Below are 15,163 nucleotides of genomic sequence, written 5' to 3' on the forward strand. Positions count from 1 at the left end.
TGTCACACGGCGCGCTCGAAGATCGCGGCGATGCCCTGTCCGCCGCCGATGCACATGGTTTCGAGGCCAAAGCGCCCCTCGCGCCGCACCAGCTCGCGCGTCAGATTGGCAAGGATGCGCCCGCCGGTCGCGCCGATCGGATGGCCGAGCGAGATGCCCGATCCGTTGACATTGAGCATGTCGAGGCGGCTGTCGTCGTCGGACCAGCCCCATCCCTTGAGCACCGCGAGTACCTGCGGCGCAAAGGCTTCGTTGAGTTCGACGAGGTCGATGTCGTCCCAACCGAGGCCATTCTTTGCGAACAGCCGTTCGACAGCGGGCACCGGGCCGATACCCATGCGCGCGGGATCGCAGCCCGCCGCCGCGGCGCTGTGATACCAGGCGATGGGTTCGAGGCCGAGTTCGTCGAGCTTGTCCTCGGCAACGACGAGGCACGCGGCAGCGGCGTCATTCTGCTGGCTCGCATTGCCGGCGGTGACGACGCCGCCCTCCAGCGGCTTGAGCCTGCCGAGCGATTCCAAGCTCGCGTCGGCGCGATAGCCTTCGTCATGGTCGAAGATAATGGGGTCGCCCTTGCGCTGCGGGACGCTGACGGGCACCAGTTCGTCGTCGAACAGCCCCTTCTTCCACGCCGCCGCGGCGCGCTGGTGGCTGCGTACCGCATAGGCATCGGCCGCCTCGCGCGTGATGCCATAATCCTTTGCCAGATTCTCGGCGGTTTCGATCATCCCCGAAATGACCCCGAAGCGTTCGATCGGCTGCGACATCAACCGCCCGCGCGTCAGCCGGTCGTGAAGCGTCAGATTGCCTGCGCGCACGCCCCCCCGAATATCGGTGCTGTAATGTTCGACGTTCGACATCGATTCGACCCCGCCCGCGACGACGACGTCGGACATGCCCGTCTGCACCATCATCGCGGCGTTGACGACCGCCTGCAGCCCCGATCCGCAGCGGCGGTCGAGCTGGTATCCGGGCACTTCGAGCGGCAGCCCGGCGGCGAGCCACGACCAATGGCCGATCGCCGGCGCCTCGCCATTGCCATAGCCCTGGCTGAACACCACGTCGTCGACGCGCGCAGGGTCGATCTTCGTCCGCTCGACGAGCGCCTTCAGGATCACCGCGCCAAGCTCGCCCGCGGTCAGCGGCGACAAGGTGCCGCCGAATTTGCCGACGGCGGTGCGGATCGGGGCGACAATGGCGGCGCGGCGCAGGGACATGGGAATACTCCGGTCGGGAAAAGGGGACGTCAGCCCTGCGCGTGAAACTCGCGCAGCATATGTTTGGCGATCTGGAGCTGCAGAATCTGCGTCGTGCCTTCGTAGATGCGATAGATGCGCGCATCGCGGAAGAAGCGTTCGGCGTCATATTCGGCGAGGTAGCCGGCGCCGCCATAGACCTGCACGCAGGCATCGACGACGCGGCCGCACATCTCGGAGGCGAAAACCTTGAATGCAGCAGCCTTGCGCAGGACATTCTCGCCTGCATCGGCGCGGCGGGTGACATCCTCCATCATGCACTCGGCGGCATAGATGTCGATCTCGCTCTGCGCGAGCATCTGCTGGATGAGCTGAAAATTGGCGATCGGTTCGCCGAACGCCTTGCGCTCGGTCGCATAACGCGTCGCCGAATCGAGCGCGCGGCGGGCATAGGCGGTCGCCGCGGCGCCGACCGACATGCGGCCATTGTCGAGGCTCATCATCGCATAAGCGAAACCCTTGCCGAGTTCGCCGCCGAGCAGCGCCTCGCCGCCGACGCGAACATCCTCCATGATGATATCGGAGATATGCGCGCCCGACTGGCCCATCTTCTTGTCCGATTTTCCCGTCGAAACGCCGGGAGCGTCCATCGGCACGATGAACGCCGACACATGGGCGTTCTTGGGCAGATTCTCCTTGCTCGTCCGCGCCATGATCAGCGCAACCTTCGCCTGCGGCGCATTGGTGATGTAGCGTTTGGTACCATTGAGCACCCAGCCGTTGTCGGTCTGGACCGCGCTCGTCTGGAGCCCCGCCGAATCCGATCCCGACCCCGGCTCGGTCAGCCCGAAGCAGGCGATTTCGCCCGCCGCGACGCGCGGTAGCCATTCGGCCTTTTGCGCGTCGGTGCCGCCGTTTTTAAGCGCCGAGGCGAACATGCCGATGTTGATCGAGATGATCGAGCGGAAGGCTGGCATGGCATAAGAGAGCGTGTGGATCGTCCGGATATATTGGCTGACGTTCATCCCTGCGCCGCCGAACTCTTCGGGGATGGTCAGTCCGAACAAACCCATGTCGCGCAGTTCCGACAATATGTCGTCGGGAATCCGGTCGTTTTCGATGATATCCTTTTCGGCAGGAAGAAGGCGCTCGCGGACATAGCGCTCCAGCTGCTCGATGAACTGGTCGAATATGTCCGCGTCCATCCCTGCCATGTCATCTCTCCCAACCCTGTCGTTGAATAGCGCGATAGCGCCACGCCTGCATCATTTCAACATTAGGAATTGTTTTTCACATATATGAAATTATGATGTTCGCATGGGTGTCGTTCGCTCTGTCACGCAATCATTCGCGGTGATGCGCCTGTTGGCAGGTTCGTCGCCGCTGTCGTTGTCGGCGATCGGCAGGGCGCTGGGCCTCAGTCCGTCGAGCGCGTTCAACCTTTTGAAAACCTTGGAGCGCGAGGGGGCGGTCGAGCGCGACGGTGCAACCAAGGCCTATCGGATTGCCCCGGCATGGGCGGCTATCGAGGCGCTCGGCGAGCCGCGCGCGCAGGCGGTGATTGCCGCCGCACGCCCGCGCGTCGCACGCCTCGCGCAAGAGGCTGACGCTGCCGTTGCCTTGTGGAGGATCATCCCGCGCGACCGCCTCCAGCTTGTCGTGCGCGCCGAAAGCGATGCCGGGATGCGGATCGGCATCGCCGATGGCCAGCGACAACCGCTCGGCGGTGGCGCTGCCGGGCGGGCAATGGCGGCTGCGCAAAGGATCGACCGGGCCGAACTGGCGCGGCGCTATTCGGCCGTCCATTGGCAGATCGACCTGAGCTTCGACGCCTATGCGCAGCAGGTCGAGCTGGCTGCGCGCAAGGGCTTTGCCGTTGACGACGGCTTCGCGCATCGCGGCATTTGTTCGGTCGGCGTGGCTATCGCCGACATCGGCCCGGGATTTTGTTTGTCGGCGTCGGTCTTTGCGGGGTCGCGAACGGCGGAGGAGATCGATGCGCTCGGAGCAAAACTCGTCGCGTTGCGCACGGCCCTGACCGGATAGCGCTGCGCGAACGTTTCAGAACCCAAGGCGGCGTGATTGCTCGTCGGTGAGGGGGCTCGGCGAACCGCGCACAATCTCGATGGCGCCGTGACGCGTGATGGCGCCGTTGATCGTCGCGCCGACGCCCGCGGCCTGAATGGCAGCGTTCACGGCGCTGGCGTGCGGCACCGATGCGGGCGGGTCGACCGCTATGACTTCGCCCGCCATGAACAGCGCGTCGATCGCATTGAGCAGGTCGGCGCTTCCCAATCCCTGCACGACCGAAAGCGGTTGCGGCCCGTCCGCCAGCGTGGCGAGGATTGCATGGGCGGCCGCATTGTCGAAGCCTATGGTCCCCGCTGCCGTGCGCGCCTCGAAGCGGGCCTCGCCTGCAGGCTTCGTCGCTGCCCACCATCCCGACATTCGTGCCTCATCGCGGGCCTTGGCAGTCAATCGCCGCACCGCGCCCTTCACATAGAGGTCGGTGCGGAACCAGTTGCCGGTGAACAGGTCGGTCGCCGTTTCGCGCGCCGCCGCGCTCTCGATCGCGTCCAATGACCGGCGCCATGCCGCTTTGAGCGCCAGGTCGGGGCGCAGCCGGTACGGGCGCGCTTGACCGGCGCAGGCAAGCGCGCGCGCCGCGGCTGCGGTTACGACATCGCCCGCCCACAACGGACACCAATTTTCGTTGAGATATTCATGCGCGAAATAATCGGCGGGGAAACGCGCGCGGAGTCCGTCGATCCACTCCCAATGCTCACGTCCGAACACATCCGCCGCGCGAAGCGCCGCGAGCGCGCCCTCGAACCGTTCGACCGGCGTTCCCCTTCGATCGGCGGCCAACGCCCGCACCATCTGCTGGAAGGCCATTATCGGCGTCCAGCCGGGCAGGCAATTATAGCCGATGGCGAGAACGCCGCCCGGCTTCAGCAAGTGACCGGCAAGGTCGAGGACATGGCCGCGGTTGGTCTCGCTGACCCACGCCAGCACGCCCTGGCACTGCACATAGTCGGCGGTCGCAGCGTGCAATGCCCCGCGCGCCGCGTCGAAATAGGCATGCTCGAACCTGATGTTCGGCAGGCCGCCGGCTGCGGCAATCGATGCGCCCAATTCTATATGCGCCGGATTGCCGTCGATCCCGATGAAATGGCCCTCGGGATGCGCTGCCGCGTTAAGGATCAGGCCGATTCCGTCGCCGCACCCGATGTCGACCATCGTGAACGGCCCGCGCGGCGCGGCTCCACGCGGCGATGCGATGCCGCCATGCGTCAGAATCGCATCGATGTTGGGCGGAGCAAAGGCTGCGTGAAAACTGCTGGGATAGAGCGAATCCGCGACATAGCCGTCGAGCGCATCGCGGTAGCCCGGGCCAGCCGTCGTCGTGCCGCCCCGGGCCTTGGCCATCGCCATATGCCGGCGAGCCGGTCAGGGTTTGAGCTTGTATGCGTCGGTCTGAAGATTGGGGTCGATCGTCCCCAGCTTGATGGCGCTGTCCTCGATCTTGAGGCTCGTCGAGCCGATCTTATAGGCCTGGTTGAGCCCGATCAGAATGCCGCCCGAAGCCTGATCGAGCGCGTCTTCGTTGAGTTCCACCGCGCCCGCTTTGGTGACGTCCGATTTCTTCTTGGTCATCGCAATTCTCCGTTCCTTGCCGCGAATAGCGGCCGATCGACAATTTGCGGCCCGACTCGGAAGTTCGCGCTTCCTCGTTACGGCAGTCATAGCAGAACGAGGGCGCTTTGCAGTGTGCCGCGTCACAGGGTGCGGCGCGCTTGCCATGATAGTGAAAATCGGGTCATGATGTGCTCGGAACCATAAGGGCGCGCGCATACCAACTGGGGGGTGGCCCACGGATGAGCGAAACCATCTATCGTCAGTCTGCGCTGGATCGCATGGCCAGCCCGGAGCGCCTCGACGCCCCGTTGACGCTCGTTTCGCGCCCGTCGTGGATATTGCTCGGCGCTTTTGCGGTAGCGCTCGTGGCGGCGCTGGTCTGGGCCAGCGTCACGCGCGCGCCGGTGACGGTCGGCGCGAGCGGCATTTTGATCAACCGGGCGGGTCTCGCCGAAATTGCAGCCGCGCAGGACGGCCGGATACAGTCGCTGCTGGTTATTCCCGGCGATACCGTGCGTGTCGGACAGCCGGTGGCGACGATTGCCCGCACCGAACTCGCCCGCGAACTCGCCGACGCGCGCAGCAATTTGCGCGATGCCGAGGCGCGGCTGCAACGGCTGCGCCTGTTTTTTAGCGAGCAGGGCGCGCGCGAGAGCGGTGCCGACGGCGCGCGACTGCGCACGATCGCCCAAACGCGGCGCGCGCTCGAAAGCCGTGCTGCCTATCTTGAAAAGCGCGCGGGCCGCATGGAGGCCCTGATCGAGCGCGGCTTCATCACGCAGGACCAGCTCGTCGACGTCCAGATCGAATTGGCGGCGGTGCGCGAGCAACTGTCGAACCTCGGCGAGGCTGCGCTGCGCGTGCGCATCGACGCCAATGCCCGGTCGGGGACGAGCGGTCTTGCCCTGCTCGACGAGCAGCGTGAGGTCGACTCCCAGCTTCGCCTGATCCGCCGGCTCGAGGCGCGCCTCGGCGACGAAGAGGTCGTGCGCGCGACGGTCGCGGGGCGCGTGACCGAGGTAAAGGTCGGGACAGGCGATGTCATCGCGCCTGGCACCGCGCTGGCGACGGTCGCACCCGATCAGGGCGGGCTCGTCGCGCTGCTTTACGTTCCGGCGGGGGAGGGCAAGCGGATTACAGTAGGGATGGCAGCAGAGATTACGCCGACCGCCGTCGAGCGCGCGATTTATGGCCACATCCCCGGCCGCGTCACGTCGGTCGCGCCGCTTCCGGCGACGCCCGAAGGTATGCGGCGGGTGCTGCGCAACGATCAACTGGTCGCACAGCTCACGGCGGCGGGCGCGCCCATAGAGGTGCGCGTCGCGCTCGAAGGCAACGCCGCCAACCCGAGCGGCTTTGCCTGGTCGGCCTCGAAGGGGCCGCCGGGCCAGATCGGAGCGGGGTCGATCGTCGGCGGCCGCGTCATTGTCGCCGATCGCCGCATAATCGGCTTGCTGGTGCCGGGCGCAGGCGAATAATCCCGTGGCGCGGCGCCGACCGACCCCGACCGTTCTCCAACTCGAAGCCGCCGAATGCGGCGCCGCGTCGCTCGCAATGATATTGGCAACCTATGGGCGTCACATGGGGCTCGACGAGCTGCGCGCCTTATGCGGTGTATCGCGCGACGGGACCAAGGCGTCGAGCCTGTTGCGCGCGGCGCGCGCGCTGGGGCTCGAAGCCAAAGGGCTGAAGGCCGAGCCCGAACATATCGCCGACTTGCCGCTCCCGCTGATCGCTTTCGTCAACTTCAATCATTTTCTCGTCGTCGAACGCATCGACGCGCATCATGTGTGGCTGAACGATCCCGCATCGGGTCGGCGGCGCGAGCCGATCGAGACATTCTCCGAAGGGTTCACGGGCGTCGTGCTCACCTTCACGCCGGGCGCCGATTTTCGGCCGGGCGACAGTCGGCCAAGCCTCGCCCAATCGCTCCGGCACCGCTTCGACGGAGTGAAAACAGCGCTGTGGTTCGTGGTATTGACCGCGCTGGCCCTGGTCATTCCAGGAATCATCCTCCCGGTCTTCAGCCGGATATTCGTCGACTATGTGCTCGTGCGCGGGCTCGACGACTGGCTGGTGCCGCTGCTCGTGGGCATGGCCCTGACCGCTGCTGTCCGCTTCGTGCTGCTCGAATTGCAGGAACGCGCGTTGCTGCGCGCCCGCACCGCGATGAGCCTCGGCACCGGCAACGCGCTGATGCGCAAGCTCCTGACGCTGCCGGTTGCCTTTTTCGACCTGCGTTTCGCGGGCGAGATTGCCGACCGGGTGCGGTTGAACGAAAGCCTTGCGACGCTGCTCACCGGGCAACTCGCGCAGGCCGCCGTCAACCTCGTCAGCGCGCTCTTTTTCCTGATCGTCCTGCTTTTCTATCATTGGGCGCTGACGCTCGCGGTGGCGGCTCTCGCGCTGCTCAATGCGGCGGTGCTGCTGCTATCGAACCGCCTGCTTTCCGACCGGTATCGCAAGATTTCGATCGATCGCGGCAAGCTGGCAGGTGCGCGGGTCGCGGGGATCAAGGATATGGAGACGTTCAAGGCGTCGGGCGGCGAGGATATCGTCTTTGCGCGTTGGACCGGGCTGGCAGTTGCGGTGCAGAATGGCGAACAGCAGGTCGCCCGGATTGCCGCATTGGTGCGGCCGATGCCGACGCTGATCAGCGCGCTGATCGCGGCGACTATCCTCGTATGGGGCGGCTTTGCGGTCATGGGCGGCGCGATGACGCTCGGTGAACTAGTCGGCTATCAAACGCTCGCGGCGAGCTTTATCGCGCCGGTCGCCGCACTCGCGGGCTTTGGGGCGGAGCTGCACCAGATCCGGTCCTACACCGGACGGCTCGACGATGTGCTCGCGCAGCGGGGCGATCCGCGCTTCGACCGCGACGAGCCGGCGCTGGGCGATCGATTGCCGCAAGGCGGCTTGCAGGTCCGCGACCTCAGCTTCGGTTACGCCCCGCTCGATCCGCCGCTGATCGACGGGCTGAGCTTTGAGATCAGGCCCGGCGAACGCATCGCGCTTGTCGGCCCGTCGGGGTCGGGAAAATCGACGGTCGGAAAGCTGGTCGCGGGACTCGAACAGCCGCGCAGCGGCGCCTTGCTGCTCGACGGGCGGGCGCTGCTCGACTGGCCGCGCGCGGTCCTTGCCAACCGGCTCGCCTATGTGCGGCAGGATGTCGTGCTGTTCGAAGGGACGGTGCGCGACAATCTGACATTGTGGAACGATGCGCTCCCCGAACCCGATATGCTGCGCGCGGCGCGCGACGCGATGATCCATGACGTGATCGCATCGCGGCCAGGTGGCTATGACGCGCGCGTTGCGCAGTGCGGCGGCAATTTCTCGGGTGGCGAACGCCAACGCATCGAGATTGCGCGCGCGCTGGCGAGCGACCCCAGCCTGATCATCCTCGACGAAGCGACGAGCGCGCTCGATCCGGTTACCGAGCACGCGGTGATGGAGGCGATCCGGCGGCGCGGCATCGGCTGCATCATCATCGCACACCGGCTGTCGGCTATCCGCGATTGCGACCGCATCTTTGTGCTCGAAGAGGGACGTGTCGTAGAGGCGGGTGACCACGCGAGCTTGATGGCCGGGCGCGGCACCTATGCACAGTTGGTCGAGGCGTGACCGGTTCGATCGTCTTGTCCGCGGGCGAGGCGCAGCGCCTGCCGCACGGCGGGACCGGATGGCGCGTCGCCACGGGACGGCTCGAACTTTATCTGGTTAGCGACGACCGGCGGCGCTTTGTCGAGCTGCTCGATGTCGATGGCAGTATCGCGCCATTGCCCGAAGGCGCGCGTCATTTCCTCGTCGTCGCGCTTGAAGAATGCGATCTCGCCGCGCTTCCCGCCGGGACGTTCGACGATAGCGATCATGGCGCGGCGCTCGATGCGGCTTTTGCCGTCGAAGCCGCGGAGCGCGACGCCTCGCTTGTCGAACGGATTACGCGCACTCGATCGAGCGGCGTGGCGGCGGGGGATGCCTGGGCGGTTTGGCAGGCGCTCGGCGCGGCGCTCGGTATTTCGGTCGACACGCAGCGCCTACGCGGCGCAGCAACCGATTTCATGCAGACGCCCGTACTCGCGCGGCTGGCGGGTCTACGCGCGGCACGGACAATTCTGGCCCCCGGCTGGTGGCGCGACGATGCCGGCCCGATGCTGCTCCGGCGCGGCGACGACAGTGTCTGCGCGGCGATATGGATACGCGGCGCCTATCGGGACGAAGAGGACAATGCTGTCGAACCGGCCGACATCCACTCGCTTTGTTGGCGCATCTATGCGCCGATCACGCGCGATATCTCGACGTTCGGCAACATGGCCCGCAACGTTGCCGGCGGGATCTGGCGCGAATTTCCCCTGATTGCCGGTGCAGGACTTGGTGCGGCGTTGTTGGGACTGCTCGTGCCGGTCGCAAGCGCGTGGATATTCGACGAGATCGTGCCCAGCGGTGCCGGCGGCTTGCTCATCGGCGTCGGCATGGCGTTGGCCATCGCGGCACTTGTCGGAGCCGCCTTTTCGGTCACGCGCATATTGGCGACCGCCCGTGTAGCAGCGCGCGGTCAGGTGGCGATGGCGGCGGGCGTGTCCGACCGCGTGCTGCGATTGCCCGCGCGCTTCTTTCGCACCTTGTCGCCGGGGGACTTCAACCAGCGGATCGAGGCGCTCGAATCGATTCGTGCGCTTGTCACCTCGGTGCTGCTCAACGCCGGATTGACTGCCTTTTTCGCGCTATTCTATCTGGGCCTGCTCTTCGTTTACGAACCACGCATGGCGCTCGCCGCGCTGGCCGTGACGTTCGTCTATGTCGTCGCGGTGGTCGTCAGCCGCGTGGCGCAGGCCGCGCCGCTGCGCGAAGCGGCGGAACGCGACGGAAAGCTGGCCGGGCTGACCTTCGAGATATTGGAGGGGCTGCCCAAATTGCGCTCGGCTGCGGCCGAGGAGCGCGTGCTACACCGTTGGCAGGACGCCTATCGATTGGAGCGCGAGGCCGATGCACGCGGCCGCCGGATCGGCATCCATTTCGGGGCCTTCGCCGATGCGTGGGGGGTAATAAGTTTGCTCGCGCTGTTCGCCACGGCGGCCTTGCTCGCTACGCGCGACGTTCCGCCGGGGCAGTTCATCGGCTTCCTGGCGGCGTTCGCGGTCTTTCAGGGGAGTTTCACCGGCCTCTGCGAATCGCTGCTTGCCCTCTACATGGCGCGGCCATTGGCCGAGCGCGCACGGCCGATCCTGACGGCCGAGGTCGAGGCGACCGAAGCGCGCGCCGACCCCGGCACGCTGACTGGCGATATTCAGGTGAGCGGGCTGAGCTTTGGCTACGACAATATGATGGCGCCGCTGCTTCATAATCTGTCGCTGGCTGTCGCGCCGGGCGAGCATGTGGCAATCGTGGGCGGATCGGGCTCGGGCAAATCGACGCTCTTGCGGCTGCTTTTAGGGTTCGAGGCGCCGACGACGGGATCGATCGCTTATGACGGGCAGGAACTTGCGAGCCTCGATCCCGCGCGGCTGCGCAGCCAGATCGGCGTCGTCCTGCAATCGAGCCAGCTTTTCGCGGGAACGATCATGGAGAATATCCGCGGCGCGAGCGATGCGGGCATCGAACAATGCCAGCTGGCCGCTGAGGCGGCGGGGCTTCGCAGCGACCTCGCGCTGATGCCGATGGGGATGCACACGATGGTGACCGAGGGTGCGGGGACGCTGTCGGGCGGGCAGCGGCAGCGGATTCTGATCGCCCGCGCGCTCGCCGGACGCCCGCGCATCCTCTTTTTCGACGAGGCGACGAGCGCGCTCGACAATGCGACCCAGGCGATCGTGGCGCGAACGCTCGACGGCATCGACGCGAGCCGCATCACCATCGCGCACCGGCTGTCGACGGTGCGCAACGCCGATCGCATCTGCGTGCTCGAACGCGGGCGCTTTGTCGAAAGCGGAACGTTCGCCGACCTTATGGCGCGGGATGGCGCCTTTGCGGCGCTCGCTCGCCGTCAATTGCTGGAGGACTGACATGCGCAAGGCGCTCTATATACTGGGTGATCTCGACGATGCCGACATCCTCTGGCTCGCCCGCCACGGCAACGTCCGCAGCCTGACCCCCGGGAGTCAGCTGATTCGGGCGGGACAACCGATCGGGGAGCTGTTTTTCGTGACTGACGGCATCTTCGACGTCACCAATGCCGCCGGAACCGCGATTGCCGAGCTGTCGCTAGGGGATGTCGTCGGCGAAATGTCCTTCGTCGAAAAGGCGCTGCCCTCGGCGACCGTGACCGCGCGTGGCGCTGCGCGCGTTCTCGCCGTGCCGCGCGCAGCGATTCTCGCCGCGTTTGCCGAGGACAGCGGGTTTGCAGCGCGCTTTTATCGGGCGCTCGCGGTTTTTCTCTCCGATCGCCTTCGTACCCTGTCGGCGCCAGCAGGGAGCCAGGCCGAACTGGACGAGGGGTTGCTCGACACGATCAGCGAAGCGGGCGACCGCTTCGTCCGGCTGATTGCGATCCTCGAAGGTCGCATCAGCTAGGGCAACGCCTCCTGCCGTCAGCGAAACAGGAGCACGGGTATCGTGCAGGAGCGCACCATTTCTGTCGTCGTGCTTCCGACAAGCATGGTGCGGAGCGGGCTGTGGCCGTAGGCGCCCATGACGAGCATGTTCGCGCCATTGCGCGTGACGTCGAGCATGATGACTTCGTCGGCCTTGCCGTCGATCAGGCTGACGCGGGCATCGCGGTGCATCGTCAATATTTCGCGTGCCCAATTGAGGTGCGCCTGGTTCGTCGTATCTTCGCGACCGGCCATGACGATGTGGAGTGACGCGTCCGAGAATAGAGGCGAGGTCGCAGCATAGACCAGCGCCTTGCGCGAACTGGGGCCGCCGTCGAAAGCGATCGTCACGATATCGGGTTTGGTGAAGGCGCGCGCCGCGACGAGCACGGGCTTTTCGCTCTGGCGCACGACGCGTTCGACCTTGCTGCCGAGATGGCCTTTGGCAAAGTCGGCCGACGCACCGCGCTTGCCGATCACGACGATGTCGGCATCGGTTTCGCGCTCGACGATCGTTTCGACGATGCCCCCGTGGCGGTGGGTCAGCGTGATCCGTTCGTGACCCAGTTCGGCCAGATGCGACCGCGCGGCCGCCAGCAAGGTGCGGCCCTGCTCCTGCGCCAGCTTGCCTTCGCTTTCGTCGATGCGGACGAGTTCCTCGAGCAACGCCGATTTGGCGCCCAGCCCGACCGCGCCTGACAGGTCGCGCCGCGCCGCGACAGCGTCTTTGCGCTGGATCACGTGGAGGATTTCAATCTCGGCATCGAGCAGGCCAGCCGCCCACGCCGCATGGTCGATCACGCTCGTCGCATAGAGCGAGGCGTCAATACAGGCGAGAATTCGGGTCATGACTTTCTTTCCCTCAATGCGCAGCCAACCGCGCGTCGGCGTCGGGCTTGTCCGAGATTCCGAAGCGGTCGATCATCGTGGCGCTCGCTTCGTTAAGGCCGAGCACGTCGACCTCGGTGCCTTCGCGGCGCAGCTTGATAACCGCCTTGTCGAGCGCTGCTACTGCCGAAATATCCCAGAAATGAGCGTTGCGGACGTCGATGACGACCCGTTCGATAACTTCACGGAAATCGAACGCAGCAAGAAAGCGTTCGACCGAGGCGAAAAACACCTGTCCGGTAAAGCGATAGGTGCGCGTGCTGCCGTCCGCCGAAAGCGCGGTTTCGACCGCGAACAGATTGCGCACCTTGCTGGCGAAGAAGACGCCCGATAGCAGCACCCCCACCAGCACGCCCTTCGCAAGATCGTGCGTCCACACGACGGTAACGACCGTCGCGACCATCACTACCGAGCTGTGCCACGGGTGGCTGCGCAAATCCTTGACCGACTGCCAGCTGAAGGTGCCGATCGACACCATGATCATTACGGCAACCAGCGCGGGCATCGGGATCTGCGCGACAAGCGGGCCGAGCACGACGATCAGGAATAGCAATACGCTGCCCGCAACGAAGGCCGACAAACGCCCGTCGCCGCCCGATTTCACGTTGATGACCGACTGGCCGATCATCGCGCAGCCACCCATCCCGCCGAAAAATCCGGTGACGAAATTGGCGATTCCCTGGCCGTGCACCTCGCGCTTCTTGTCGCTCGGCGTGTCGGTCAGGTCGTCGACGATCTGTGCCGTAAGCAGGCTTTCGAGCAGCCCGACCGCCGCCATGGCGACCGAATAGGGGAGTATGATCGCCAACGTATCAATTGTGAGCGGAACCTGTGGCAGCGCGAAAAAGGGAAGGGTGGAGGGCAAATCGCCCATGTCTCCCACGCGGTTGACGTCGAGATCGGCGTAAATGGCGAGGGCGGTGAGTACCACAATTGCCACGAGCGGCGACGGGATCACCTTGGTCAAGCGCGGCAGCAGGTAAATGATCGCGAGCGCCGCGGCGACAATTGGATAGGTCATCCAGCCGACACCGATGAGCTGCGGCAACTGGGCCATGAATATCAGGATTGCCAGCGCGTTCACAAATCCGGTGATGACCGACTTCGACACGAACTGCATTAATAGGTCGAGCCGCAGAAATCCGCCGACAAATTGTAGAATGCCCATCAGGATCGTTGCAGCGAACAGATACTCCACACCATGATCGCGGACGAGCGGGACGATCAGGACGGCAATCGCCGCCGTCGCGGCAGAGATCATTCCGGGGCGCCCGCCGACAAGCGCGATGATGACCGCGATCGAGAAGGAGGCGTACAGGCCGACTTTGGGATCGACCCCGGCGATGATCGAAAATCCGATGGCTTCGGGGATCAGCGCGAGGGCGACGACGATCCCGGCCAATATGTCGCCGCGCGGATTTGAAAGCCATTCGCGACGGATCGAGGCGAGTTGGGTCATATGTCTTTTGTCTTGCAGCGGCATCGCCGGCGGGGCCGGCACATCAGCATGTCGTTGCCCCGCAATAGGAGCGGCGTTGCCATGGGTTGTCCCGGGGATAGGCGCCGGGCCGAGCCACCCGGCGGGCCGGGTCCAGTGAATGCGGGAAAGCCGTTAGCGGCGCAGCTTCGCCACGGCAACTCATTTTGAAACAAATTTGGTGTCGGTCCGTACAATGCTCGTTCGGCCTTGAACTGAACGTCGCGCTCGCTGAAAGGGGGGCATTACCGCTTGCGCCGACGGGGGAACGATCTGTGGAGCAATATGAGTCCGTTCGCGAGGAGGTCGCCAAGCTGTGCGCAGATTTCCCCGGACCCTATTGGCAGGCGAAGGATAAGGCGCGCGCCTATCCGTCCGAATTTGTCGCGGCGCTTGGCGAAGCGGGCTATCTCGCGGCCTTGATCCCCGAAACCTATGGCGGAGCCGGTTTGCCCTTGTCGGGGGCGGCGGCGATCCTCGAGGAAATCCAGCGGCAGGGGTGCAATGGCGGCGCGGTGCATGCGCAAATGTATGTAATGGGGACGCTGCTGCGCCACGGCTCCGACGAGCAGAAAGCGCGTTACCTCCCCAGAATAGCCACTGGTGAGTTGCGTCTCCAGGCGTTCGGCGTCACCGAGCCGACGAGCGGCACCGACACGCTGAGCCTCAAGACCACCGCGCGCCGCGATGGCGACGATTATGTCGTCAGCGGCCAAAAGCTCTGGACGAGCCGCGCCGAGCATAGCGACCTGATGATCCTGCTCGCGCGCACGACCCCGCGCGAAGAGGCCGCGAGCCGCACCGAAGGCCTGTCGGTCTTCCTCGTCGACATGAAGGAAGCGCTTGCTGCGGGAACGCTGTCGATCCGGCCGATCGACACGATGATGAACCATGCGACGACAGAGATTTTCTATGACGAGATGCGCGTTCCCGCCGCGAACCTGATCGGCGACGAGGGCAAGGGGTTCCGCTATATATTGTCGGGGATGAATGCCGAGCGGCTGCTGATCGCCGCCGAGTGCATCGGCGATGCGAAATGGTTCATCGACAAAGCCTCAAGCTACGCGAAGGAGCGCGTCCTGTTCGGACGCCCGATCGGCCAGAACCAGGGCGTGCAATTCCCGATTGCCCGCGCCTATGCGCAGATGCGCGCGGCCGAACTGCTTGTGCGCGATGGCATCGCAAAGTATGAGGCGGGGGAAAATGCGGGTGCCGAGGCAAACATGGCGAAGATGCTCGCGGCCGAGGCAAGTTGGGCAGCCGGCGAGGCGTGCATCCAGACGTTCGGCGGGTTCGGCTTCGCCGCCGAATATGACATCGAGCGCAAGTTCCGCGAAACACGGCTGTACCAAGTCGCGCCGATCAGCACGAACATGATCCTGTCCTATATCGCCGAACATGTGTTGGGGATGCCCCGCAGCTATTGAGCACCCTCG

Annotated in this window: 12 protein-coding genes and 1 other annotated feature; of the genes, 6 read left to right on the forward strand and 6 right to left on the reverse strand. The window is 65.3% G+C overall.

Annotated elements, in window-relative coordinates; translation table 11 throughout:
• Window positions 1–2: 2 nt before the first annotated feature.
• Together H7692_RS14885 and H7692_RS14890 are read right to left on the reverse strand one after the other, a co-directional pair.
• Window positions 3–1,217, reverse strand: a complete 1,215-nt coding sequence (locus H7692_RS14885; RefSeq protein ID WP_201927419.1) for an acetyl-CoA C-acetyltransferase — start codon at window positions 1,215–1,217, stop codon at window positions 3–5.
• 29 nt (window positions 1,218–1,246) lie between these two features.
• Window positions 1,247–2,401: an acyl-CoA dehydrogenase family protein gene (locus H7692_RS14890; protein WP_413541448.1), complete on the reverse strand. Its 1,155-nt coding sequence runs from the start codon at window positions 2,399–2,401 to the stop codon at window positions 1,247–1,249.
• Between the two features lie 112 nt (window positions 2,402–2,513).
• Here H7692_RS14890 and H7692_RS14895 point away from each other — a divergent pair, with 112 nt between their 5' ends.
• Entirely contained in the window at window positions 2,514–3,242 is a 729-nt protein-coding gene (locus H7692_RS14895) for a helix-turn-helix domain-containing protein (protein WP_227340441.1), read from the forward strand.
• Between the two features lie 15 nt (window positions 3,243–3,257).
• On the opposite strand, the gene H7692_RS14900 is transcribed toward H7692_RS14895, so the two are convergent.
• Window positions 3,258–4,625, reverse strand: coding sequence for a class I SAM-dependent methyltransferase (locus H7692_RS14900; RefSeq protein WP_227340442.1), 1,368 nt, complete (start codon window positions 4,623–4,625; stop codon window positions 3,258–3,260).
• Window positions 4,626–4,646: 21 nt separating this feature from the next.
• Window positions 4,647–4,853 (reverse strand): hypothetical protein, encoded by a 207-nt coding sequence (locus H7692_RS14905; protein ID WP_201927411.1) that lies wholly within the window; start codon window positions 4,851–4,853, stop codon window positions 4,647–4,649.
• A gap of 221 nt (window positions 4,854–5,074) precedes the next feature.
• Here H7692_RS14905 and H7692_RS14910 point away from each other — a divergent pair, with 221 nt between their 5' ends.
• From H7692_RS14910 to H7692_RS14925, 4 genes are read left to right on the forward strand one after another with little or no spacing between them, the layout of a single operon-like run.
• Window positions 5,075–6,313 carry an NHLP bacteriocin system secretion protein gene (locus H7692_RS14910; RefSeq protein WP_201927409.1) on the forward strand — a complete coding sequence of 413 codons (1,239 nt, stop codon included), beginning with the start codon at window positions 5,075–5,077 and terminating at the stop codon, window positions 6,311–6,313.
• A gap of 4 nt (window positions 6,314–6,317) precedes the next feature.
• Entirely contained in the window at window positions 6,318–8,456 is a 2,139-nt protein-coding gene (locus tag H7692_RS14915) for an NHLP family bacteriocin export ABC transporter peptidase/permease/ATPase subunit (protein ID WP_222137306.1), read from the forward strand.
• On the forward strand, window positions 8,453–10,834 hold the full coding sequence (locus H7692_RS14920) for an ATP-binding cassette domain-containing protein (RefSeq protein WP_222137307.1): 2,382 nt from the start codon (window positions 8,453–8,455) through the stop codon (window positions 10,832–10,834). The genes H7692_RS14915 and H7692_RS14920 overlap by 4 nt, the downstream gene beginning before the upstream one ends.
• A 1-nt stretch (window position 10,835) precedes the next feature.
• Complete coding sequence (locus H7692_RS14925) at window positions 10,836–11,342, forward strand: cyclic nucleotide-binding domain-containing protein (protein WP_201927402.1); 507 nt, start codon at window positions 10,836–10,838, stop codon at window positions 11,340–11,342.
• A gap of 17 nt (window positions 11,343–11,359) precedes the next feature.
• On the opposite strand, the gene H7692_RS14930 is transcribed toward H7692_RS14925, so the two are convergent.
• Together H7692_RS14930 and H7692_RS14935 are read right to left on the reverse strand one after the other, a co-directional pair.
• Window positions 11,360–12,211: a universal stress protein gene (locus tag H7692_RS14930; protein ID WP_201927400.1), complete on the reverse strand. Its 852-nt coding sequence runs from the start codon at window positions 12,209–12,211 to the stop codon at window positions 11,360–11,362.
• A 13-nt stretch (window positions 12,212–12,224) separates the two neighbouring features.
• A complete protein-coding gene (locus tag H7692_RS14935; protein WP_201927398.1) occupies window positions 12,225–13,709 on the reverse strand; it encodes a SulP family inorganic anion transporter in 1,485 nt (494 codons plus the stop codon).
• Window positions 13,710–13,793: 84 nt separating this feature from the next.
• Window positions 13,794–13,846 (reverse strand) — a sequence feature (sul1 is cis-regulatory element that is thought to sense ions involved in sulfur or methionine metabolism; They are found in Alphaproteobacteria).
• Between the two features lie 156 nt (window positions 13,847–14,002).
• Here H7692_RS14935 and H7692_RS14940 point away from each other — a divergent pair.
• On the forward strand, window positions 14,003–15,154 hold the full coding sequence (locus H7692_RS14940) for an acyl-CoA dehydrogenase family protein (protein WP_201927396.1): 1,152 nt from the start codon (window positions 14,003–14,005) through the stop codon (window positions 15,152–15,154).
• Window positions 15,155–15,163: the final 9 nt, after the last annotated feature.

It is taken from the genome of Sphingopyxis sp. P8 (assembly GCF_020622175.1).
In the GTDB taxonomy this organism is placed as follows: domain Bacteria; phylum Pseudomonadota; class Alphaproteobacteria; order Sphingomonadales; family Sphingomonadaceae; genus Sphingopyxis; species Sphingopyxis jiangsuensis.

Coding starts and splice junctions, on each gene's coding strand:
- H7692_RS14890 (WP_413541448.1), bottom strand. CDS start 2,401: ATGGACGCGGACATATTCGACCAGTTCATCGAGCAGCTGGAGCGCTAT.
- H7692_RS14935 (WP_201927398.1), bottom strand. CDS start 13,709: ATGACCCAACTCGCCTCGATCCGTCGCGAATGGCTTTCAAATCCGCGC.
- H7692_RS14885 (WP_201927419.1), bottom strand. CDS start 1,217: ATGTCCCTGCGCCGCGCCGCCATTGTCGCCCCGATCCGCACCGCCGTC.
- H7692_RS14905 (WP_201927411.1), bottom strand. CDS start 4,853: ATGACCAAGAAGAAATCGGACGTCACCAAAGCGGGCGCGGTGGAACTC.
- H7692_RS14900 (WP_227340442.1), bottom strand. CDS start 4,625: ATGGCCAAGGCCCGGGGCGGCACGACGACGGCTGGCCCGGGCTACCGC.
- H7692_RS14930 (WP_201927400.1), bottom strand. CDS start 12,211: ATGACCCGAATTCTCGCCTGTATTGACGCCTCGCTCTATGCGACGAGC.
- H7692_RS14895 (WP_227340441.1), top strand. CDS start 2,514: ATGGGTGTCGTTCGCTCTGTCACGCAATCATTCGCGGTGATGCGCCTG.
- H7692_RS14910 (WP_201927409.1), top strand. CDS start 5,075: ATGAGCGAAACCATCTATCGTCAGTCTGCGCTGGATCGCATGGCCAGC.
- H7692_RS14925 (WP_201927402.1), top strand. CDS start 10,836: ATGCGCAAGGCGCTCTATATACTGGGTGATCTCGACGATGCCGACATC.